13 protein-coding genes, 14 tRNA genes and 3 rRNA genes are annotated in these 24,003 nt (G+C 45.5%); 1 reads left to right on the top strand and 29 read right to left on the bottom strand.

All coding sequences use genetic code 11. From position 1 onward, the window contains the following. Positions 1-160: 160 nt before the first annotated feature. From ilvD to V1497_RS01465, 29 genes are all read right to left on the bottom strand, one after another. Positions 161-1,828, bottom strand: a complete 1,668-nt coding sequence (gene ilvD, locus V1497_RS01605; protein WP_349409249.1) for a dihydroxy-acid dehydratase — start codon at positions 1,826-1,828, stop codon at positions 161-163. 18 nt (positions 1,829-1,846) lie between these two features. Further along, positions 1,847-2,749 (bottom strand): branched-chain-amino-acid transaminase, encoded by a 903-nt coding sequence (gene ilvE, locus V1497_RS01600; RefSeq protein ID WP_349409248.1) that lies wholly within the window; start codon positions 2,747-2,749, stop codon positions 1,847-1,849. A 323-nt stretch (positions 2,750-3,072) separates the two neighbouring features. After that, on the bottom strand, positions 3,073-3,867 hold the full coding sequence (locus V1497_RS01595) for a hypothetical protein (RefSeq protein WP_349409247.1): 795 nt from the start codon (positions 3,865-3,867) through the stop codon (positions 3,073-3,075). Positions 3,868-3,982: 115 nt separating this feature from the next. Further along, positions 3,983-4,058, bottom strand: a tRNA-Asp gene (locus V1497_RS01590). Between the two features lie 186 nt (positions 4,059-4,244). Next, positions 4,245-4,321, bottom strand: a tRNA-Met gene (locus V1497_RS01585). Between the two features lie 284 nt (positions 4,322-4,605). Continuing rightward, positions 4,606-5,745, bottom strand: a complete 1,140-nt coding sequence (locus V1497_RS01580) for a PLP-dependent aspartate aminotransferase family protein (protein WP_349409246.1) — start codon at positions 5,743-5,745, stop codon at positions 4,606-4,608. A gap of 140 nt (positions 5,746-5,885) precedes the next feature. Continuing rightward, positions 5,886-8,957, bottom strand: a complete 3,072-nt coding sequence (locus V1497_RS01575) for a carbohydrate binding domain-containing protein (RefSeq protein ID WP_349409245.1) — start codon at positions 8,955-8,957, stop codon at positions 5,886-5,888. A gap of 30 nt (positions 8,958-8,987) precedes the next feature. Then, a complete protein-coding gene (locus V1497_RS01570) occupies positions 8,988-10,328 on the bottom strand; it encodes a glycoside hydrolase family 30 protein (RefSeq protein WP_349409244.1) in 1,341 nt (446 codons plus the stop codon). Between the two features lie 19 nt (positions 10,329-10,347). Continuing rightward, the gene (locus V1497_RS01565; RefSeq protein ID WP_349409243.1) at positions 10,348-11,694 is read right to left on the bottom strand and encodes a GH1 family beta-glucosidase; all 1,347 of its coding nucleotides are present in this window, start codon (positions 11,692-11,694) and stop codon (positions 10,348-10,350) included. 14 nt (positions 11,695-11,708) lie between these two features. Next, on the bottom strand, positions 11,709-12,575 hold the full coding sequence (locus V1497_RS01560) for a carbohydrate ABC transporter permease (protein WP_349410721.1): 867 nt from the start codon (positions 12,573-12,575) through the stop codon (positions 11,709-11,711). A 47-nt stretch (positions 12,576-12,622) separates the two neighbouring features. Continuing rightward, complete coding sequence (locus tag V1497_RS01555) at positions 12,623-13,522, bottom strand: sugar ABC transporter permease (RefSeq protein WP_349409242.1); 900 nt, start codon at positions 13,520-13,522, stop codon at positions 12,623-12,625. Between the two features lie 57 nt (positions 13,523-13,579). Beyond that, positions 13,580-14,893 carry an ABC transporter substrate-binding protein gene (locus tag V1497_RS01550; RefSeq protein WP_349409241.1) on the bottom strand — a complete coding sequence of 438 codons (1,314 nt, stop codon included), beginning with the start codon at positions 14,891-14,893 and terminating at the stop codon, positions 13,580-13,582. Between the two features lie 148 nt (positions 14,894-15,041). After that, the gene (locus V1497_RS01545; protein ID WP_349409240.1) at positions 15,042-16,049 is read right to left on the bottom strand and encodes a LacI family DNA-binding transcriptional regulator; all 1,008 of its coding nucleotides are present in this window, start codon (positions 16,047-16,049) and stop codon (positions 15,042-15,044) included. 661 nt (positions 16,050-16,710) lie between these two features. Further along, positions 16,711-16,826, bottom strand: a 5S ribosomal RNA gene (gene rrf, locus V1497_RS01540). 68 nt (positions 16,827-16,894) lie between these two features. Next, positions 16,895-19,831: ribosomal RNA gene (locus V1497_RS01535) — 23S ribosomal RNA — on the bottom strand. A 299-nt stretch (positions 19,832-20,130) separates the two neighbouring features. Next, positions 20,131-21,682: ribosomal RNA gene (locus V1497_RS01530) — 16S ribosomal RNA — on the bottom strand. The 16S, 23S and 5S rRNA genes sit together here with 12 tRNA genes alongside, the layout of an rRNA operon. Positions 21,683-21,961: 279 nt before the next feature. Next, a tRNA-Ile gene (locus V1497_RS01525) sits at positions 21,962-22,038 on the bottom strand. 4 nt (positions 22,039-22,042) lie between these two features. Beyond that, positions 22,043-22,116, bottom strand: a tRNA-Gly gene (locus V1497_RS01520). Positions 22,117-22,124: 8 nt separating this feature from the next. Then, positions 22,125-22,201, bottom strand: a tRNA-Pro gene (locus V1497_RS01515). Positions 22,202-22,209: 8 nt separating this feature from the next. Next, positions 22,210-22,286, bottom strand: a tRNA-Arg gene (locus tag V1497_RS01510). A gap of 26 nt (positions 22,287-22,312) precedes the next feature. Continuing rightward, positions 22,313-22,398, bottom strand: a tRNA-Leu gene (locus tag V1497_RS01505). A gap of 64 nt (positions 22,399-22,462) precedes the next feature. After that, positions 22,463-22,548: transfer RNA gene (locus V1497_RS01500), tRNA-Leu, on the bottom strand. An 8-nt stretch (positions 22,549-22,556) separates the two neighbouring features. After that, positions 22,557-22,632 (bottom strand) — tRNA-Lys (locus V1497_RS01495). A 6-nt stretch (positions 22,633-22,638) separates the two neighbouring features. Beyond that, positions 22,639-22,713 (bottom strand) — tRNA-Gln (locus V1497_RS01490). 30 nt (positions 22,714-22,743) lie between these two features. Continuing rightward, positions 22,744-22,819 (bottom strand) — tRNA-Asp (locus tag V1497_RS01485). 30 nt (positions 22,820-22,849) lie between these two features. After that, positions 22,850-22,924: transfer RNA gene (locus V1497_RS01480), tRNA-Glu, on the bottom strand. A gap of 26 nt (positions 22,925-22,950) precedes the next feature. Then, positions 22,951-23,041: transfer RNA gene (locus V1497_RS01475), tRNA-Ser, on the bottom strand. A 3-nt stretch (positions 23,042-23,044) separates the two neighbouring features. Continuing rightward, positions 23,045-23,119 (bottom strand) — tRNA-Asn (locus tag V1497_RS01470). 171 nt (positions 23,120-23,290) lie between these two features. Further along, on the bottom strand, positions 23,291-23,740 hold the full coding sequence (locus tag V1497_RS01465) for a SprT family protein (protein ID WP_349409239.1): 450 nt from the start codon (positions 23,738-23,740) through the stop codon (positions 23,291-23,293). A 136-nt stretch (positions 23,741-23,876) separates the two neighbouring features. On the opposite strand from V1497_RS01465, the gene cmpA reads away from it, so the two are divergent. Further along, positions 23,877-23,990 carry a cortex morphogenetic protein CmpA gene (gene cmpA / locus V1497_RS01460; protein ID WP_349409238.1) on the top strand — a complete coding sequence of 38 codons (114 nt, stop codon included), beginning with the start codon at positions 23,877-23,879 and terminating at the stop codon, positions 23,988-23,990. Positions 23,991-24,003 lie beyond the last annotated feature (13 nt).

Genomic DNA, 24,003 nt, shown 5'->3' with positions numbered 1-24,003 from the left:
GGTATTAGCAACACCCGACCACACCTACTAAAGGTTCGTTCAGAGCAGTACTCGGAGGGGATGTCACGAATAGATGCATTACCGGCTTCCACCATTACCGGCTCTCTGGGAATACGTCTTCCATCCGCTTTTGCCTCGTCGACGCTTTGCTATATTAAATTTAGACTTTCATGATTCCACCTGTACTCGCAGAGGTAACGAGCTTCGCATAGCGGGCTAAATACCCTTTTTTGATTTTAGGTGGAGGCTGCTCGAAGTTCCGTCTACGTTCCTCCAGCTCTTCTTCAGATACCATCAGGTTGATAGAGCGATTTTCAAGATCGATGAAAATCGAGTCACCATCCTCGACGAATGCAATCGGACCTCCTTCGGCTGCTTCTGGAGAGATATGTCCGACCGAAATTCCTCGCGATGCTCCCGAAAAGCGACCATCGGTGATGAGAGCAACTTCTTTATCCAATCCCCGTCCCGCGATCGCGGCGGTTGGAGCGAGCATCTCCGGCATTCCAGGACCACCCTTTGGTCCCTCATATCGGATGACTACCACGTCTCCCGCTTGAACAGTTCCGTCATCTATGCCTTTTTGGGCTTCATCCTGTGAGTCGAAACAGACAGCCCTTCCAAGGAATGTCTTAATCGATGGATCGACTGCGCCTACTTTTATGACGCCGCCTTCTGGAGCGATGTTCCCGTTCAGGATAGAGAGTCCTCCGACTTTGCTATAAGGGTTATCCTTTCTTCGGATGACCTGGTCATTTTTGATGTCATACGGTTCAACCGTTTCATAGAGCGACTTGCCTGTGACGGTTATCCTTTCCTTGTTGACCAGCCCGTCAATTTGACAGAGCTCTTTAATGATCGCGCTGATCCCACCTGCTTTATGGACATCATCCATCGTATAGTCGGAAGCTGGACTTATTTTCGCCAAGTAAGGTGTCTTCTCCGCAATTTCATTGATCCTGTTCAGGTCATACTCGACTTCTGCCTCATTTGCGATGGCAAGTGTGTGAAGAACCGTATTCGTTGATCCGCCCATCGCCATGTCCAACGCAAAAGCATCGTCAATCGCTTCTTTCGTGATGATGTCCCTCGGTTTGATGTCCTTTTTAATCATGTCTACGAGGTGATGGGCTGCTTCACGAATCAATCGATGTCGTTCATCGGATGTGGCCACGATCGTCCCATTCCCTGGCAGGGCTAATCCGACCATCTCCATCATCGAGTTCATTGAATTCGCTGTAAACATCCCTGAACACGATCCACATGTCGGGCATGCATTCTGTTCGATATCAAGCAGCGCTTCAGCTGTCATCGTACCCGATTGGTGCGCACCGACTCCTTCGAACACAGAAACGAGGGACAGAGGCTTTCCGTCCTTCGACGTTCCGCCTTCCATCGGGCCACCTGAGACAAACACCGATGGAACGTTCGTCCGTGCTGCTGCCATCAGCATCCCCGGTGTGATCTTGTCACAATTCGGTATGAAGAAGACCCCATCGAACCAATGTGCGTTGATAACGGTCTCGGCTGAATCTGCAATGATTTCTCTGCTTGGCAAGGAATACCGCATCCCGATATGTCCCATCGCAATTCCGTCATCCACCCCAATCGTGTTGAATTCAAACGGGATTCCTCCTGCTTCACGTATCGCTTCCTTTACCACTTCAGCAAATTTATTCAGGTGCATGTGACCCGGGATGATGTCGATATAAGAGTTGCATACGCCAATGAATGGTTTTTCAATATCTCGTGTTTTTACGCCCGTCGCCCGCAACAAGCTTCTATGCGGCGCACGGTCGATTCCTTTCTTGATCATGTCACTTCGCATTTTCTCACCACCTATCGCTTACCCTGCTTGGACTTTTTCATGTGTGTAAACTTTATAGCCATCTTCTGTCACGGTCTTACGGAACGCTTCGAGGAGCTGATTCGTCAGTTCACCAGGTTTCCCTTCACCGATTTGCCTTCCGTCTACCTTTACGACTCCGATGACTTCAGCTGCTGTCCCTGTCAGGAACACCTCATCCGCAGTGTATACATCATGTCTCGTAAACACTTCTTCACGCATTTCGTATCCTAACAGCCGGGCGATTTCCATGATGGCATTACGTGTAACGCCTTCCAGGGCACCAACATAGCCAGGTGGTGTTTTGATGACGTTCCCTTTGATGATGAACACATTGTCTGCCGATCCTTCTGCGACATACCCTTGATCATTCAGCATCAGAGCCTCACTTACACCAGCGAGGTTTGCCTCGATTTTGACGAGGATATTATTTAAATAATTCAATGATTTTACTTTAGGTGATAAAACATCTGCGCGATTCCTTCTGCTTGCAACCGTCGCGATCTCGATTCCGGTTTCATACAGCTTCTCTGGAAAGAGGGCAAGCTGTTCTGCGATGACGATCACTTGTGGTTCCCTGCAATGCGTTGGATCCAATCCGAGGTTTCCTACACCTCGCGAAACAACGACACGTACGTATGCATCCGTCAGTTCGTTCCGTCTTAACGTTTCTGCAATAATCTCAGTCAGCTCTTCCTTCATGTACGGTACTTCAAGCATGATGGATTTCGCTGAATCGTATAAGCGATCAACATGCTCTTTCAGTCGGAACACATTACCGTCATACATACGAATACCTTCGAACACCCCATCTCCGTATAGAAATCCATGATCATACACAGATACAACCGCATCCTTTTTATTGACATAGCGGCCATTCAGGTAAATCCATTGTTCGCTCATGTCGATCGCTCCCTTCTCGTTAAATTTGATAGGTTAGTACTGTAAAGCTAGACCGCGTCACAGCACCGTTTTGTTTTGGTTGACGACAATATTACGCCCGTTCTTTGAAAAGGTCAACCATGTTTTTTGACAATTCCGACTAATCAGTTTATTCGTAAACGCTTACATGATATTTGGAACAAGCATCTTCACGTTTTAAAAATTTTTTTCAGGGAGGAAATTGAAGAATTTGAAATGGTAAGACTGGCTTGGTGGTATAGGTCCTACGACTCAACTTAAAGACAATAAAAAAGACCCGAACGAATCGGGTCTTTAAGCTTATGTTATTGGTCAGCAATTGCGATGTCCGCAGTGACTTTCGTAAAGAGGGTATCATTCTCGAACATTTCCATGTTCCACCCTCTTGACCAAGCCCAACGGTGAATATGTGTCACCATATAGGTGCGAGCAACGCCATAATTATCGTCTGCTCTTTTCAAAGCGACCAGAATGGAATCTTCATGAACAAAGAAGACAAACAATGAAGTTGCGCCGAAATCCTTCAACATTTGATCTGTAGCTTTGAAAATCTGCCCGTTGAAATCTTGAGCGAAAGACTGAATAAAAGCATCTTCAAGTAACTTCCCTTTTTCAGTAATGGATTCTACTTGGATGTAATTTACACCAGGATCATCAAAATCGATGGAAAGCGTCTCCCCATACCACACATCCTGGAACGTATAATCATACCGAACGTCACCTTCGTATTTTTTGAAAGGCTCTCCTAGTGTTTCAATCACATGCTTTCTTGTATCACCAACAAGAACACCATTTACACTAAAAGACTCGGTGTAGGGCTCGAAATCAATGTGGATCGCCGCTCCCTCTTCTCCTTCTTGAGGCTCTTCACCTTCCGAGTCTGTTTCGTTATCTGTTTCTTCAGTGGATTCCGTATTTTCCTCTGTTGTGTCAGTTGTATTTTCTTCCTGGCTACTATCAACCTCAGACTCATTATCTGTAGCATTGCCCTTGTCTGTGATTTCCGACTTTGGTTTTTCGGTTTCTGGTTGATTTGACGGCTTAGCGCTACAAGCAGCAAGAAGCATGAATGCGAGTATTACCACAAACCCTTTTTTCATAGACACACTTCCATCCTGATTTACTTTTAATGGCTTTATTTTATATGAAAACGGTAATTTGTAGAACTGTTTTTAGACATAAAAAAAAACACGAAACCTTCTGTTTCATGTAAAATGGCGGACCCGACCGGATTCGAACCGGCGATCTCCTGCGTGACAGGCAGGCATGTTAACCCCTACACCACGGGTCCTTTTATGTATAGTTATGTAGTCCAATAAATTTAATTTGTAAGTTTGGTTGCACCCCTTCGGGTACTCCATATATTCATTGAGCAAGAAGTCAATTCGACGTCGTACAATGAAATTAATTTGGTTGCACCATAGCACCACGATCTAAAACTAGCTTCGATGTTTATTCGACGTTGTTAGTTTTAAATTGGTTGCGGGGATAGGATTTGAACCTACGACCTTCGGGTTATGAGCCCGACGAGCTACCAGACTGCTCCACCCCGCGCCGATATTAGTTTATGGACGATGATCGTCCTGTTTGTCGTCCTTTCCTCTACTAGCTAATGCTGATCGTTGCTAGCTGCGTCAGGACAAGTCGACGTGATTTCACTAGAAGCTTATGCTCCTTGCTCCACCCCGCGCCGATATAATTATGTCGCCGATGTTTCGGCTTGTCCCGTTTCAATCGGACAATTACTAATATACCATGCTTGAATATGACATGCAACCCTTTTCTGATCTTTTTTCTAATATAGGAAAGTGCCGCCAAATGATAGGCAGCACCCCCTCTTAATTTAACGCATTTTCAAACGCTTCTAAAATATCTTCATAGTCTTCAATCCCGACCGAAATACGGATAAGATGTTTCGTTATTCCTAATCGTTCCTGTTCGGCCGGAGGAAGTGCCCGATGGGATGTTCCGATTGGATAGGACACGGTGGTTTCCACTCCTGCAAGTGTAGGAACGACACCGATCCAATCTAATTTTTCACAAAACGCGTTCGGATCCACCTCTTCACTCAGAAGAATCGACACAATCGCACCATTCCCTTTTTTCGACACGAATTCAGGATAATATACTTTCTCGATCGACGGATGCTCGGACAAATAGTTTGCTAATTTCTGAGCATTATTCGTGTGCCTTTCCATCCTTACACTTAGGGTTTTCAGTCCTCTACAAGTAAGCCACGCTTCAAACGGACTCAAGTTGCTCCCGAAGTTCATCACTTTACTCTTCGCTTTTTCGATCAGCGGCAGATCTCCGACTACAACACCTGCTGTTATGTCTGAATGTCCGCCAATATATTTGGTCGCACTATGTGCCACGATATTAACACCTTTTAAATACGGTTGGACAAGATATGGGGTCGCAAATGTATTATCAATCATTGTCTTCACATTAAACTCTCTGCCGATCTCCACGACTCGTTCAATGTCTTCAACACGTAAGAACGGATTCGTTACGGACTCCGTGTAAAGTAGAACCGTGTTCGATTGAATCGCTTCTCGAATCGCCTCTTCTGAAGCAAAAGAAACGAATGAAACTTCTATCCCCAGAGATGGCAGCTCTTTTGCGAGTAACTGATATGTACCACCATATAGGTCTTCACAAGCGACAATATGTGAACCTTGCTCGGCAACTGCTAAGATTCCTGCGAGTATGGCTGAGATCCCTGAAGAGGTTGCAATCCCTTTCGGGGCGCCTTCTAGTTGAGCGACACCTGTTCCAAGGTCATCCGTATTGGGGTTACTCACCCTCGAATAGATGTATGGGGACTTGCCTTCAAAAAAACCTTCCAGCTCCTCCAAGTTCTCGAACTTGAAAGCAGAAGTTTGGTAGATCGGCTGTGCTTTACTCGTTGACTCTGATTTTAGCCTATTATGAAAATGTACTGCTTTGGAATCAAAACGGAAATTTTCCACACTCATCGCCTCCATTATCAGTAAATATACCACGAATAAATCTTCAGATAAATGAATGACTATACGGATAGGTATCTGGAAAAAAGAAAAAGAAAGTGCACTTGATCGATATCAAGAGAAACACTTTCCTTGTCTTCGTTCTCGTATTATTTTACTGTAGGATCTACGGCTGTTATTTTCACATTATCGAATGTGATCGTCGCTGGTACAGACTCACCGTTGATCGCACCTAATTCAAATACAAGCTTTCCATTCATCGAAGTCTGATGATTCATGACAAAACGAACCGTATAGGAATCCATCTCTTCTCCTATGAAAAACGTACTCGTATCAGCAAATGGAATGAACCACGGGTCTGAAGTCAGTGGTTCTCCAATCTGGAGATTCATAGGTCTCGCCGTAGTAGATTTTGCATCAAACGAAATCTCATATGTTTTTCCTTGCTCCAAAAATAGGTTTTCCTGAAAAAGTTGAGGGCTGTATGGTTGATATCCTGTTTTCAGAACATCGATCTGCATCTTTCCATCTACAACCTTCGCGTCACCTTCAGCTACACCGCTCCATTGATCTCCCCACCAAGTTGCCCAGTGGATATCACCATTTGAAAAATCTCCATTTTTCACGATTGAGTCTTTTGCTTCGCTTTCGGGAACGAACGTGATCCAATCCAAATTCACATTAGGGGCATAGATTTGGAGGGTTTGCAGCCCCTCACTTAATTCAATCGTATCGGTGAACGTCTTCCATGTACCCCAGCCACCTGTTTGAGGTACGTTGATAGTAGTCCGTTCATCTGCCTCTTCAAGAGGAATTACTCCCGTGCCAAGGGTACCGTTGTATATATTCCCCATCTTACTTAACAGCGTTACGCTCCCACCATCTCGTCCTGATGCCACATTGTAATGGACGACATAAGTACCGCCTTCCTTCACATCGACTGCGTACTGTAGCCAATCACCTTCATCAATCCAACCAACACTGCTGCCATCTCCACCTACTTGTACACCATACATATCCTGAAAATCTTCTGCCTCAATCTTCGTCATTCCATCCAAGACAACTGGAGGAGAAACACGCTTCATTTTGACATTGTCGATGGTTACAGCAGAACGAGAGCCGCCTAACAGAAACTCGAAGACACTCTTCGGATCTGAATCATTCATCCGTAGTGTCAGTTGATACGTTTTCATCTCTGTAGTCAACGCTATGTTGTCTTCATAAGCTAAATTTGCATTCCCACTTTCATTTCGTACACGGACACCCATATCACGATCCTCCGAGGATTTTGCGTCAAAGGTAAGAACATAGACACCCTTCTCCATATCCAGCTTATCCTGGGTAAGACGGACGTCTTCCAATTTGAAAGATTTCTTGATGTCCACTTTCACTTCACGCATATAAACCTCTTCGTTTACAGATGCGTTCGCTTTCACCTTATCTTCGAGATCCAGGTTCCAGAAAATCATGCGGTTTTCACCCTGGTCAAATGTCCCATTGTAAATGTAATTACCTGATGGCAACACTTTTTTGGATGCGTTCGGATCCTTCGGCAGCTTAACAAGGGTGACATTATCAATCCAAATCGGAAGATCCGATCCTTGCCCCATGTTGAATTCGATTCGAGCATTTGGATCTGTGTTATTCTCCATTTCAAATTCGAAGGTGTAGGTTTTATCAACGGATGAAAGAGAAACATTTTTGTCAGATAAGTACCTTGAATACCCACGATCAGGCCCTGAAATATTGATGCTCATATCACGGTCCCCACTAGATCGTGCCTCAAAAGAAAGCTTATATCGCTCACCTTGTTCCATTGGAATGGATGGTTGGACGAACTGGACCGCCCATGGCTGATCACCAGGTTTTTGAATTTCGATCTTCACTTCACCATTTTGTACCGTTGCCGTTCCTTCTCCACCAAATAAGTTTTCCGGTTCAAAAGGTTGGAAATCCCAATAGTCGAGACCAGAATCAAATGTTCCATTGTAGACGTAGTTTCCATCGATTGGCGGTCTTAAATTACTGACCGCTTCCTCTTTTACTGGACGAGTCCCTGCTTCACGGTATTCACCGTCAAGCTCATAGACTTTCACATAATCCACCATCATCTGGTTCGGGAAGACGGTCGTCTCATCCGGATATCCTGGCCAATTCCCTCCCACAGCCAAATTCAACTGCAAGTAAAAATCCCGATCAAAAGGAGCTGGATACGTGTATGGAGCAGCCTCGTTCTCATTTTTCGTATACCAATCATTTTGTTTTGCGAAGAGGATGCCATCTACATACCAGCGGAACTCCCCAGGCTCCCAATCCAGCGTGAATGTGTGGAACTCCTCAGAAAAATCTCCTTTTGGAAGGTCATAAGAGGCGCCGGTGTTCTTCCATGGCGTGCCATAATGTAATGTTCCATAAACGGTATCAGGGTCATGACCCAAAAGCTCCATGATGTCGATCTCACCAGAAGCCGGCCAACCCGAATAAAGATCATAATCCGTCGGCATCATCCAAATCGCCGGCCACATTCCCTGACCCTTTGGAAGCTTTGCACGTATCTCGTAACGGCCATACGTCCAATCACCCTTATTTTGAGTGGTGAGCTTCGCTGACGTATATTCATTGCCTCCATAGCTTTCTTTATGGGCTTCAATCACTAAAGAACCATTGCTCACTCGTGCGTTTTTCTCCCTGTCTGTATAGTTCTGCAGCTCATTATTTCCGTAGCCGCCACCACCCTGAACAAAGTTCCATTTATCGCGGTTGATCTCATCTCCGTTGAAATCATCTTCCCAGACGATGTTCCAGCTTTCTTCTCGAATGTCGTTTTTGGTTAAAACCAATTGCTGAAAATCAATGATCTCTTGATTTTCATTCACCAAATAAACCATGACATATTTATTTACTCCCGCATCTACCCCTGATAGATTCATTCCAGATTTATAGGGGTTGGTTACGGTTCGATCTTCGGGTACAGCTTGTCCGACTTCAGCTTTTATCGGTTGATGTGAGATCTTTGCTGCAAGATGCAATCCATCCGGAACGTTTGCTTTGATCCTCGTTGTACCATGTATCTTTCCTTTTGTGGCGACTGGATTGAAAGGCACATGTTTCACGTTTTCACTCCTGTTTTCCTTCTTGCTTTCTCTACTTTCGGCAGTGACGGTTACAGCAGAACTAAGCACAAGCAGACCAGTTAAAAATACAAACAAGGCTTTACGCATATCGAATGTGATCCTCCTTTTATTTGGCAGTTATTCTCCAATAAGCAAGGTCGAAATTGAGTGAGGGGGCATTTCAATCGTTATCATCTGACCAAGGACATTTGATTGTACTGATAATGACTCTTCATGCTCGTTCAGCAGTACAAGAACGACCTCTCCAGTCGGGTTTCGAAAGGCTGTCGTTTGAAGACGGTCATCCGAGGCATTACATTCCACTTTTACCGCACCAGGTTTGATATATCTACTGAAATGGCCAATGTAAAAATAGGAGCTATTATAATGAATCTCATCCTTCTTCGTATCTACAATTACCGGGGCATCACAGTAATTTCCGACATGATTCGGTCCACCCTGCTCGTTTAGGACCAGATTCCAGTCAATCCAGGCCTCCAAGTAATTGTTCAAGTCTCCAATGATGTTGCGGGCATATCGCTCACCTGTATGCCATGCACCCAGCTGAACACCGCCTTCAATACAACCTTCTGTAAAAATCAAATGCTTATCTGGAAACTCGTGATGAACTTTTGAGAGATTCTCGAATTCTTCAGACACATACCAATGCAAGCCAGTACCCCAAACATACTTGCTTGCTTCCGGGTCAGAAAGTACAGTTTTTGCACGTTCGTAAACCACGTCTCGATTATGATCCCAGATGATGACCTTGAGATCGCTTTTCCCTCTTGTATGTAATAATGGTCCGAGATGATTTTTGATGAAATCGCGTTCTTCTTCTGCTGTATAAAGACATGAGTCCCAAACTTGTTTTGCTTCTGGTTCATTCTGAATCGTGATTCCCCAGATTGGAATCCCTTCTGCTTCCATCGCATCAATGTATCTTAAGTAGTACTCCGCCCAGACGGGTTGGTACTCCTCCAACAGTTTACCACCATGATTCATTTCGTTATTGCTCTTCATCCAATGAGGGGGACTCCATGGCGAAGAAACGATCTTCAGGCTTTGGCCAGCTACTTTTTCCGCATATTTAATAAGCGGAATAACAAGCTCTTTCTCTCGCTCAATTGAGAAACTGTCCAACGTCATATCTCCATCTTCAACATACGTATAGTTTCCTAAGGAAAAATCACAGCTGTTGATATGGGTCCGGCCGAAATTATAGCCAAGTCCCTCATCAGGATGAAAATAGCGATGGATGATTTCATCCCTCTTCTCTTTACTGATCAGTGAAAGGGAATAAGCGGCCGCCTCTGTAAAAGCACCGCCAAACCCTAGGATTTTTTGAAAGGTCCGATCTGGATTGATCTGGACCTCTATCGTTCTTGAACCGGATTCAACAGGAGACGGGCTTTTCACTTGCAGCCTGTCCCCCGTGTCTTTTGCCGTCTGGATGTGCGTAACGGTTTTCGTTAACATCGCGTCTCCTCCTTTCGGATTATGCATCAATGGGAAGGACTGTCCCTCTATTCTTGACGACATCGGCATACCATAGCGCACTATCTTTCCAGATTCGTTCTTGGGTTTCATAATTCACATAAATGATTCCGAACCGTTTATCATACCCAAAGCTCCACTCGAAATTATCAAGGAGAGACCAAAGGAAATAACCTTGGATGTTCATTCCTTCTTCATTCAACTCATAAACCGCTTGAAGGTGCTTTTCGATATACTCAGTTCTCTTTTCGTCATGCACTTTACCTTCTACGAGTTGATCATCATACGCCGCTCCATTTTCCGTGATGAAAATAGGGAGGTTCGTATACTCGTTTCTTAATCGTCTAATCAGGTCTTTAAATTCATCTGGTGCGATATCCCAGCCCATACCCGTCTTTTCATAATCGGAATGAGCTCCTTTTGTCAAAAAGTCATTAGCTGCACTAAATTCGACGATTCCACGGCTGTAATAATTGATTCCAAAGAAGTCACACTCCGTTGAAATGATTTCTAGGTCACCTTTTTGGATGAAATCATAGGAGTGCACATATTTAGAAAACAAATTCATCATATCGACAGGATAGCTACCCTTGAACACTGGATCGAGGAACCATCGATTCGAATAACCATCAGCATTGTTTGCGGCAAGTTGATCATTGACTGAATCCGTTTTCGGATAGATCGGGGCTAGGTTCAATGTAATCCCGATCGGTGTCTTCGAATTGAAATCTTGCTTTAGCATATTAACAGCTCTGCCATGTGAAAGGAGCATATGATGGACTGCCCGGACAGCTTCATCAAGGTTCGTATGACCTGGTGCATGAACCCCCTGATGATATCCTAAGAAACCTGCACACCACGGTTCGTTATGGGTGATCCAAGAGTCAACCAGCCCATCAAGCTCACGGAAGCAAGTTTCTGCATACTCAAGGAACCAGTCCACTGAATCCCGGTTCACCCAACCCCCTTCTTCATGTGCCCACATTGGGAGATCCCAGTGATACAACGTGACAGCTGGCTTGATTCCTTCTTCCTTCAACCTTCTTGCCAGCGTTTTATAGAACGCCATTCCTTCCGGATTATACTCACCCTTTGCAGGGAAAATACGAGGCCAGGCGATTGAAAAGCGATAAGAATCAACCCCGAGCTTTTTTATAATTTGAATGTCTTCTTCGTAGCGATTGTAATGATCACATGCGACATTCCCATTATGTTGTTCATGTACTTTTCCCGGCTCATCACAGAACACGTCCCAAATGGAAGGGGTTCTTCCACCTTCATTATGAGCCCCTTCGATTTGATAAGAAGATGTTGCGGTACCAAACGTAAATGTTTTATCGAATTTCATAAACTTCCACTCCTTTATTCTTTAACTGCTCCAGCTGAGATGCTATTAACGATGTATTTAGAGAAGAACAAAAAGGCGATCATGATCGGAACAACAGAAATGGCGATGCCTAGATACATCGATCCTAGGTTCTGAGCCACCTGGGAGCCCTTCAAGAAGCCCATCAAAACAGGCAAGGTATACTTCTCAGGTGAGAATAGGATGACTAATGGCATGATGTAATTGTTCCAAGAACCTATGAACGTAAAAATCGACATTGTTGCCACAGCCGGCATCATGATTGGAATCGCAACGGTGTGGAAGATTTTCCACTCACTTGCCCCATCAATTCTTGCAGCTTCGATTAAGCTAGGATGGAGTGTCGATTTAATATACTGCCGCAAGAAGAACACGACAAATGGACTTGCTGCCGCAGGCACAATTAGAGGAATGAATGTATCCAGTATCCCAAGTACCTTGCTCAACTCATAGAAACCGATCAAACCAAGTTGGCCTGGGACCATCATCATCACAAGCATGAATACAAACAGAAAGTTCTTGCCCTTAAAGGTATAAAAAGCGAAACCATAAGCCGTCAGGGCAGATATGTAGCCTGACAATACGGTCACGAGAACGGATATGAATAAGCTGTTTTTAAATCCGTTCCATATGTTCACATATTCCATCATCGTATTGTAGTTTTCGATCAATGCACTGCCAGGTATCAAAGTAAAACCGGTCAAGATTACATCATTCGTACGAGTCGCATTCACAAGCATCATCAAGAAAGGGATGAAACAGACAATCGCCAACAGGATGAGAAGGGCATAGATGACTCCCTTAACGATTGTGCGGCGTTTTTTACTATCTGATTTCTCAGGCACAGCTTTCTTTCGGACCATTCGTTCTTTTGAGACACCTTTTTCAATTTCAGTTCTATCTAACATAACTACACCTGCCTCGCTTGTTTACGCTCGTTGCGATACATGGATTTGAATACGATTGCTGAGAATATCACGGTGATAAGGAACAAACCATAAGCAACAGCAGAAGCATATCCATAGTTGCTATACTTGAAAGCTTGGTTGTATAAATATAAAACCATCGTATTAAGTGAGCCTTCAGGCGATCCGATTCCATCGGTCAGTAGCATTGGTAGGTCAAAGAGCTGAAGCCCTCCAATTAACGATGTAATCATAATGTATAAAAGGATCGGCTTAAGTAATGGAAGAGTAATCTTGAAAAATGTCTGCACGCGGCTCGCACCATCAATCAGAGCAGCTTCGTAATAGTCCTTGGAGATACCTGATACTCCTGCCATAACAACAATGAATGAGTGACCGAACCACATCCATGTAAGAATCAAGGAAACAGAAAGTTGAGCAGTAGCCGGTTCATTCAACCAATTGATCGGTTCAGAGATCAGGCCGATCTTCAGTAGGACCATATTGAGGGATCCATGCTGCCAATCAAGCAATATACCGAACAAGAGCGCAACAGAACTAACTGTAATCAAATTCGGAAGGTAAAAGATGGATCGGAAGAATGCCAGACCCTTCATTTTCACTCTCATATCAGAAAAGATGGCTGCCAATATTAACGCGACGGTGATTTGGAGTGCAAAGTTGATCCCCCAAATCTTCCAGGTGTTGACGAAAGCTTCTACAAAATACGTATCTGTAATAAGACGCTTATAATTCGCAAGTCCCACCACTTCGGCGGTCCCACTACCGCTATAATTCGTAAAGCTATAATAAAGTGTAAGAATGACAGGATATATACTAAAAACGAGAAAGATCACCCAGAATGGTGCGATGAAAAAATATCCATAACGATCCAGTTTCTTCATTTCCTCGCTCCTTTCAAAAGAATAAGCGGTATAAGACTTATACCGCTTACGTGTTTATTACTTATTAGGGATTTTCAAATCCGGGTAAGCATTTTGTGCTTTTCTGTAAAATTCTTTGATGGCTTCTTCTTTCGTTTTCTTTCCATCTACATATTCTTGAACTGCATTTCCATAGAAGGTATCAAGCTGTTGGTCGTACTTCGTAACAATACCTGGCTCGATACTCTTCGCTTGATCAAGGAAGAATTTATAATTGTTCTGACCACCAAGGAATTCATCACTGAAGTCATCTTTGATTTCATTTGTTACAGGCAGGTAAGAAAGGACATCTCCTGTCTCTTTCGCCCAATCTGTCAAGAATTCATCGTCTTGGGTCATCATCTTCACGAAATCGTAAGCAAGCTCTTTATTCTTCGATTTGTTATAAACACCTAGCCATGTACCACCCCAGAAGTAAGGACTCGGACCATTTGTTACAGCCCAGTCTCCAGAAGAATCTTCTACATTTGTTTTAAGTACACTGTGAAGACCCCAAGTTGGAAGAACATATGAGAATACTTCTGTTTTGGTTTCCTTTCCATTTTCCTTTACAGTGATCGGCTTATCCATCGCCTCAAACCATGAAGGAGACCATTCAGGAGCTAGAGCGGTATAACTGCTTTCACGTAGTTTCTTAGCAGTATCTAAGAACGCAATCTTCTGTTCCGTAAGCTGAATTTCGTTATTCTCGTTTACCCATGGCTTCGGATTGTCGCCTTGTGAGAACCATCTGATTGATCCCTCATCCGGGAACATTCGGTAACCTTTTTCTTTCATCTTTTCTGCTACGTCAAAGACCTTATCCATTGAAGAAAGCATGTTACCTACTTCGTCAGGATCATCCGTACCTAGTACTTCCTTCGCGATGCTTCGCTTGTAGTAAAGTCCACCAGGAGTGGTTTGCCATGACAATGCTCTGACATTCCCATCCTTGTCTTTTCCTAAATCGAATACGTAAGGCACATAGTTCTCTGCTAACTCATCCACGTTATAAGGTTTTTCCGATAGGTTTTCCCAGTATCCTGCATCAACCCACTGTTTCAGAAACGCAATTTCTCCAGTAAAAACGTCCGGTGCACCCACTCCGCTTTCCAATACAGGCTTCAGTTTTGTAGGATAATCGGCAATAGGGACAATGGTCAGTTCAACCTTTACTCCATTTTTTTCTTCGAACGTCTTAATCGGCTTTTTCAATTCGTCCGTAAAGGACCAAACCTTCAAGTCCACTTTCTTACCGTCTTTACCGTCTCCAGACGTTTCCTTATTGGAACAACCTGCAAACACCCCAATTACTAAAACAAGTGACATTAATAGACCTGCTATTTTTTTCATGATTTTCCCCTTTCAAAGGATTTTATTAGTATCCCGAAACCGGTTTCGAAAACCTCAAAAGATATTTCGAAACCGGTTTCGTATAACTCCAAAAAAATAAATTCGAAATCGAAAGCGGTTTCATTTTAGGTTGTAAAATGAATTTCCTTTATAGAGCTTTACAAGATTCTCTCTCTATCAGTTTCACTGGAATAACTTCCTCAGTGACAATTTTCTTGCCTTGAACAATTTGTTTAATCAACATCTTGGCTGAACGTACTCCAAGGACATCCGTATCTTGTCGAACCGTTGTCAGTTTTGGAGTGACATATCTAGCCATTTCAATATCATCGTACCCTACAATTGAAATGTCTTCCGGGATTCTGATTCCTCTTGATTTAGCAGCTTCCATCGCTCCTATTGCCATATGGTCCCCTGCTATGAATACAGCGGTAGGCGGATCATTTAAATCAAGCAGTTTTCCCATTGCGACTTTACCTTCCTGAATGGAGAATAATCCACCATTCACAAGGTAGGCTTCATTAAAAGGTAATCCTAGTTTTTCCATAGCCTGTATGTATCCTTCAATTCTTACCTTTCCAGCATGGGTTGTCGGGTCTCCTGATATGTGAGCAATCTTTGTATGCCCTAGTGAGTATAAGTAATTGATAGCTTGTTCAGCTCCAGAAAGGTTGTCAGAAAGGACAACACTGCAATTCTGATTGCTCATGTCGATTACGACAATTGGAATGTTACCTTTGGTCATTTCTTGTACTTGTGGATCTTTCGGATCTGAACAAATGACGATAATTCCATCGACCCCGCGATAAAGAAAGTGTTCAAGGTAACTCGTGTCTCTGTTACGAAGGTTTCTTGAGGCGATGATAAGATCATAACCTTCTTTCTCGACATGCTTACGGAAACTTTCAATAATTGCGTTGAAGAATGGATGCTTCATCCCGACTTCATTGTCTTCTGAAAACATGACGCCGATTGTCCAAGATTTCTTCGTGGAAAGAGATTGAGCATGTGAATTTGGTAAGTACCCCATGTCTGCAGCTGTCTGAAGAATCGCTTTTTTCGTCTTCTCACTAACATCAGGGTAATTATTCAGTGCTTTAGAGACTGTCGTACTCGAAAATCCTGTTTTTTTTGCTAGGTCATAGATTGTAATCATTCGTATCTCCTCTGAATCGAAAGCGCTTTCGTTGATGCTAATTATATATGACCTAAATTTGCTTGGCAACACTTTTTTACATGGAAAATTTCTGAATTAAAATGATATCTTCGAAATTCCTTCGTAAGAAGATGTTGGTTCTCTCTTGTGGAACTTACCTGTTCACTTGGGGAACTTTCATGCTTACTTGTGGAAGTTAGTAGTATTTTACCCCTATTTTTACAATGAATGACGGATCTCATCGTCTGCTTCCCTCCACTCCCATATGTTTAAACACAAAAAAGAACAGTCTTTCGACTGTTCTCAGGCTGACGACTCTATATCAGTAAAAACGTGCACTTTGAAACGAAAAATAGGGTGTGGATGTTCTTTTTTGGAAAAAATAAACGTCTTTTTTCGATTATGTAATAAGAATCTGCAGAAATCAAAGATAATTTATGATTATCTACGAAAAATCAGAAATTATCTGCAAAAATGAGCGATTATCTACGGAAATTAGAATTTATCTACAAAAACGACGAATTATCTACGAAAACACAGTAATTATCTACAAAAAAAGGATTCCCGCCGTTATCCGTAATGAAAAAAGCTTGCTGGAAGCCCCCTTACGGACATTTACTTGAACACAAAAAAGAGTAGTCTTTCGACTACTCTTTCGTTTGCCCGGCGACGTCCTACTCTCACAGGGGGAAGCCCCCAATTACCATTGGCGCTGAAGAGCTTAACTTCCGTGTTCGGCATGGGAACGGGTGTGACCTCTTCGCCATCATCACCAGACTATTTTGTTAGGGAATCCTATTCCCTCAAAACTAGATAACGTTTCTTGAAGTAGACATTTAAGTATTGTGGTTAAGTCCTCGATCGATTAGTATCTGTCAGCTTCACGTGTCACCACGCTTCCACACCAGACCTATCAACCTCATCATCTCTGAGGGATCTTACTCGCTTGACGCGATGGGAAATCTCATCTTGAGGGGGGCTTCATGCTTAGATGCTTTCAGCACTTATCCCGTCCACACGTAGCTACCCAGCGATGCTCCTGGCGGAACAACTGGTACACCAGCGGTGTGTCCATCCCGGTCCTCTCGTACTAAGGACAGCTCCTCTCAAATTTCCTGCGCCCGCGACGGATAGGGACCGAACTGTCTCACGACGTTCTGAACCCAGCTCGCGTACCGCTTTAATGGGCGAACAGCCCAACCCTTGGGACCTACTTCAGCCCCAGGATGCGATGAGCCGACATCGAGGTGCCAAACCTCCCCGTCGATGTGGACTCTTGGGGGAGATAAGCCTGTTATCCCCAGGGTAGCTTTTATCCGTTGAGCGATGGCCCTTCCATGCGGAACCACCGGATCACTAAGCCCGACTTTCGTCCCTGCTCGACTTGTAGGTCTCGCAGTCAAGCTCCCTTGTGCCTTTACACTCTGCGAATGATTTCCAACCATTCTGAGGGAACCTTTGGGCGCCTCCGTTACACTTTAGGAGGCGACCGCCCCAGTCAAACTGCCCACCTGACACTGTCTCCGAACCGGATCACGGTTCTGGGTTAGAATTTCAATACCGTCAGGGTAGTATCCCACCGACGCCTCCACCGAACCTGGCGGTCCGGCTTCTAAGGCTCCTACCTATCCTGTACAAACGATACCAAAATCCAATATCAGGCTACAGTAAAGCTCCATGGGGTCTTTCCGTCCTGTCGCGGGTAACCTGCATCTTCACAGGTACTATAATTTCACCGGGTCTCTCGTTGAGACAGTATCCAAGTCGTTGCACCTTTCGTGCGGGTCGGAACTTACCCGACAAGGAATTTCGCTACCTTAGGACCGTTATAGTTACGGCCGCCGTTTACTGGGGCTTCGATTCAGAGCTTCTCCCGTAAGGGATAACCCCTCCTCTTAACCTTCCAGCACCGGGCAGGTGTCAGCCCCTATACTTCGCCTTACGGCTTCGCAGAGACCTGTGTTTTTGCTAAACAGTCGCTTGGATCTTTTCACTGCGGCTCTCTCGGGCATACACCCTATCAGAGCACCCCTTCTCCCGAAGTTACGGGGTCATTTTGCCGAGTTCCTTAACGAGAGTTCTCCCGAGCATCTTAGGATTCTCTCCTCGCCTACCTGTGTCGGTTTACGGTACGGGCACCTCTTTCCTCGCTAGAGGCTTTTCTTGGCAGTGTAGGATCAGGGACTTCGGTACTTTAATTCCCTCGCCATCACAGCTCCGCCGTATGGTGGACGGATTTACCTATCCACCGGCCTTGACTGCTTGGACGCGCATATCCATCAGCGCGCTCTCCCTACCTTCCTGCGTCCCCCCGTTGCTCAAACGGAAAGGAGGTGGTACAGGAATATCAACCTGTTATCCATCGCCTACGCCTTTCGGCCTCGGCTTAGGTCCCGACTAACCCTGAGCGGACGAGCCTTCCTCAGGAAACCTTGGGCTTTCGATGGAGAAGATTCTCACTTCTCTTTTCGCTACTCATACCGGCATTCTCACTTCAAAGCGCTCCACGAGTCCTTCCGGTCTCGCTTCTCAGCCCTTCGAACGCTCCCCTACCACTGTACCAACGGTACAATCCATAGCTTCGGTGATACGTTTAGCCCCGGTACATTTTCGGCGCAGAGTCACTCGACCAGTGAGCTATTACGCACTCTTTAAATGGTGGCTGCTTCTAAGCCAACATCCTGGTTGTCTAAGCAACTCCACATCCTTTTCCACTTAACGTATACTTGGGGACCTTAGCTGATGGTCTGGGCTGTTTCCCTCTCGACTACGGATCTTATCACTCGCAGTCTGACTCCCGTGGACAAGTTCCTGGCATTCGGAGTTTGACTGAATTCGGTAATCCTGTGGGGACCCCTAGTCCAATCAGTGCTCTACCTCCAGAACTCTCACCACGAGGCTAGCCCTAAAGCTATTTCGGGGAGAACCAGCTATCTCCGAGTTCGATTGGCATTTCACCCCTACCCACACCTCATCCCCGCACTTTTCAACGTGCGTGGGTTCGGGCCTCCATTCAGTGTTACCTGAACTTCACCCTGGACATGGGTAGATCACTCGGTTTCGGGTCTACGACAACGTACTCCTTCGCCCTATTCAGACTCGCTTTCGCTGCGGCTCCGTCTTTTCAACTTAACCTTGCACGTTATCGTAACTCGCCGGTTCATTCTACAAAAGGCACGCCGTCACCCGTTAATGGGCTCCGACTACTTGTAGGCACACGGTTTCAGGATCTCTTTCACTCCCCTTCCGGGGTGCTTTTCACCTTTCCCTCACGGTACTGGTTCACTATCGGTCACTAGGGAGTATTTAGCCTTGGGAGATGGTCCTCCCAGATTCCGACGGGGTTTCACGTGTCCCGCCGTACTCAGGATCCACTCTGGAGGGAACGACATTTTGGCTACAGGGCTGTTACCTCTTCTAGCGGGCCTTTCCAGACCGCTTCGCCTACGCCGTTCCTTTCTTACTCCGTATAGAGTGTCCTACAACCCCAAGAGGCAAGCCTCTTGGTTTGGGCTGTTTCCGTTTCGCTCGCCGCTACTCAGGAAATCGCGATTGCTTTCTCTTCCTCTGGGTACTAAGATGTTTCAGTTCCCCAGGTCTGCCTTCTCATACCCTATGTATTCAGGTATGGATACTATCCCATTACGGATAGTGGGTTCCCCCATTCGGAAATCCCCGGATCGAAGCTTACTTACAGCTCCCCGAGGCATATCGGTGTTCGTCCCGTCCTTCTTCGGCTCCTAGTGCCAAGGCATCCACCGTGCGCCCTTCATAACTTAACCACGTTATGAATGAACTTACACTTATTTCTTGTCATTTAAAATGACGTTTCGATGTCTTGTTTTCAAGATTTTCGTTATCTAGTTTTCAAGGAACATGGTGGTGAAAGAGATTCAGCTCTTTCAAAACTAAACATGGCCACTACACGAAGTAGCATCATTGCTGCCATGCGCCGAGGAAGCTTTCTACAAAGCGTTCTCTAGTAGACGCAGGCGCAAAGGCCAATAGAATTGAATGAGGTTAAGCTCATTCAAAACCGAACAAAAACTCAAGCGTGTTATGTCCTTAAAGGACTCCTTAGAAAGGAGGTGATCCAGCCGCACCTTCCGATACGGCTACCTTGTTACGACTTCACCCCAATCATCTGTCCCACCTTCGGCGGCTGGTTCCAAAAGGTTACCTCACCGACTTCGGGTGTTACAAACTCTCGTGGTGTGACGGGCGGTGTGTACAAGGCCCGGGAACGTATTCACCGCGGCATGCTGATCCGCGATTACTAGCAATTCCGGCTTCATGCAGGCGAGTTGCAGCCTGCAATCCGAACTGAGAATGGCTTTATGGGATTCGCTCAACCTCGCGGTTTTGCTGCCCTTTGTACCATCCATTGTAGCACGTGTGTAGCCCAGGTCATAAGGGGCATGATGATTTGACGTCATCCCCACCTTCCTCCGGTTTGTCACCGGCAGTCACCTTAGAGTGCCCAACTGAATGCTGGCAACTAAGATCAAGGGTTGCGCTCGTTGCGGGACTTAACCCAACATCTCACGACACGAGCTGACGACAACCATGCACCACCTGTCACTTCGTCCCCCGAAGGGGAACCTTCCATCTCTGGAAGTAGCGAAGGATGTCAAGACCTGGTAAGGTTCTTCGCGTTGCTTCGAATTAAACCACATGCTCCACTGCTTGTGCGGGCCCCCGTCAATTCCTTTGAGTTTCAGCCTTGCGGCCGTACTCCCCAGGCGGAGTGCTTAATGTGTTAACGTCAGCACTGAGGGTGGAACCCCCCAACACCTAGCACTCATCGTTTACGGCGTGGACTACCAGGGTATCTAATCCTGTTTGCTCCCCACGCTTTCGCGCCTCAGCGTCAGTTACTGGCCAGAGAGCCGCCTTCGCCACTGGTGTTCCTCCATATATCTACGCATTTCACCGCTACACATGGAATTCCACTCTCCTCTCCAGTACTCAAGTCCCCCAGTTTCCAATGGCCCTCCACGGTTGAGCCGTGGGCTTTCACATCAGACTTAAGAGACCGCCTGCGCGCGCTTTACGCCCAATAATTCCGGACAACGCTTGCCACCTACGTATTACCGCGGCTGCTGGCACGTAGTTAGCCGTGGCTTTCTGGTTAGGTACCGTCAAGGTACCGCCCTATTCGAACGGTACTTGTTCTTCCCTAACAACAGAGCTTTACGACCCGAAGGCCTTCATCGCTCACGCGGCGTTGCTCGGTCAGGCTTTCGCCCATTGCCGAAGATTCCCTACTGCTGCCTCCCGTAGGAGTCTGGGCCGTGTCTCAGTCCCAGTGTGGCCGATCACCCTCTCAGGTCGGCTACGCATCGTCGCCTTGGTAAGCTCTTACCCCACCAACTAGCTAATGCGCCGCGGGCCCATCTGTAAGTGATAGCAAGAAGCCATCTTTTAACCTTCCTCCATGCGGAGGTAGGTGTTACCCGGTATTAGCCCCGGTTTCCCGGAGTTATCCCAGTCTTACAGGTAGGTTGCCCACGTGTTACTCACCCGTCCGCCGCTGATCTCAGGGGAGCAAGCTCCCCATTGATCCGCTCGACTTGCATGTATTAGGCACGCCGCCAGCGTTCGTCCTGAGCCAGGATCAAACTCTCCAATAAAGTAAAGTTTGTCTTGCTCATAAATGTAAATCGAAATTGATTCAGGGTTATTAAAAACCCGTTTCACGCTTGGCTTTTGTTCAGTTTTCAAAGAGCTTTCGAACCGCATAATGCGACTCGTTTTTTGTTTGTCGTTTTGAAGCGACTTAAACAATGTACCATCTTCACAACAACAATGTCAATAACTTATTTGAGAAAGTTTTTGTCTTGTTTTGTAATCGATCATAAAGAGAATCAACGTGAATTGAAAGGCTCTATGTTTCGAAGGAGTTGTATAAATGGTGGGCCTAAGTGGACTCGAACCACCGACCTCACGCTTATCAGGCGTGCGCTCTAACCAGCTGAGCTATAGGCCCATAATGGAGCGGGTGATGAGAATCGAACTCACGACCAGAGCTTGGAAGGCTCTTGTTTTACCACTAAACTACACCCGCATATGTGATGGTCGGGAAGACAGGATTTGAACCTGCGACCCCCTGGTCCCAAACCAGGTGCTCTACCAAGCTGAGCCACTTCCCGTAAATGAATGGCGCGCCCGAGAGGAGTCGAACCCCTAACCTTCTGATCCGTAGTCAGACGCTCTATCCAATTGAGCTACGGGCGCAAAGTAATAATGAAGTATTTATTTTATGGTGCGGTCGAGAGGACTCGAACCTCCACGGGTATACACCCACTAGCCCCTCAAGCTAGCGCGTCTGCCATTCCGCCACGACCGCTAAATGGATATTTAAACTAGCGATGCACTTCCGTTAATCCGTGTTGCACCAATTATTTTAATAATGGTGCGGGTGGAGGGACTTGAACCCCCACGTCGCAAGGACACTAGATCCTAAGTCTAGCGCGTCTGCCAATTCCGCCACACCCGCAAAGAAAGTGGTGAGCCATGAAGGACTCGAACCTTCGACCCTCTGATTAAAAGTCAGATGCTCTACCGACTGAGCTAATGGCTCGTTAAATGGCTGGGCTAGCTGGATTCGAACCAACGCATGACGGAGTCAAAGTCCGTTGCCTTACCGCTTGGCTATAGCCCATCGTTTTAACTGGGTAATATTCAGATTAAATGGCGGACCCGACCGGATTCGAACCGGCGATCTCCTGCGTGACAGGCAGGCATGTTAACCCCTACACCACGGGTCCATCTTATCTATGTGTTTCTTCAATAAAAAGTGGTGACCCCTACGGGATTCGAACCCGTGTTACCGCCGTGAAAGGGCGGTGTCTTAACCACTTGACCAAGGGGCCAGATAAAAAGTAAAAGTTTGTTTAAATGGCGGAGAAGGAGGGATTTGAACCCTCGCGCCGCTTACACGACCTACACCCTTAGCAGGGGCGCCCCTTCAGCCACTTGGGTACTTCTCCGTATGGCTCCACAGGCAGGACTCGAACCTGCGACCGATCGGTTAACAGCCGATAGCTCTACCACTGAGCTACTGTGGAATAAAGTGTGATTCGTTTTTTAGCGACAATAAGTATCTTACAACAGATAAAAAGTGAAGTCAATATCTTTTTCGAAATAATTTTATCTGTTTTTGTTTCCTGTTATCGCAGGAGCGCTCGTCCCCTTAGCGACTTTATTAAAGTAACACACACCATCGTTTTAGTCAACAATTATTTCAGAATTAACTTCCCTCTACATTTGCCGCATCCATACTTCTTTATATTTACCTTCCGCTTTCGCGGATAGGTCTGTCCGCACACTTTGCATTGATAAAGATACTTTATTGTTTCTTCCCTTCGCTGTCCAGGGATCATCTGGCAATACCTGCTTCCTCCAACCTTCTGTAACAGCTGTTTGAAATCTTGGTCCCGATGCCGATAACCCTTCTTTAGAAGGTGAAGATGGTAGTGGCACAATTCGTGCTTAATGATGCCAATGAAGGATTCCATCCCATGAACTTCCAATTGTTTCGGATTGAATTCGAGATTGTGGCTTTTTAAGAGATATCTGCCGCCTGTCGTTCTTAAGCGATTATTGAAGCTTGCCGAATGCTTGAACGGTCGGTGGAAGTATTCCAATGATATGCTTTCGACGAGTTTTTGCAGCTCGCTTTGTTTCATTTATCCTCACCTATCTCCCTAATCTATTTTGCCAAATTTACAATGAAAAGAAAAGTTATCGGTATATCACGAACAAGGGCAAGCCATCACACATAGACTAATAACCACCATTAAGGAAAGTGAGGAGAGGCTCATCATGCCTTACTGGTTCAAAAAACAGCTGAGGAATGCTTATCTCAATAAAGACAGATACCAAATCAAACTTCTTAACCAATGTTGGTTCTTTTACAGAAAAAAACACTGCTCTTAGCAAGCAGTGCTTT

Source organism: Pseudalkalibacillus sp. SCS-8 (genome assembly GCF_040126055.1).
GTDB lineage: Bacteria > Bacillota > Bacilli > Bacillales > Fictibacillaceae > Pseudalkalibacillus > Pseudalkalibacillus nanhaiensis.
This window is presented reverse-complemented; position numbering and strand designations above follow the sequence as displayed.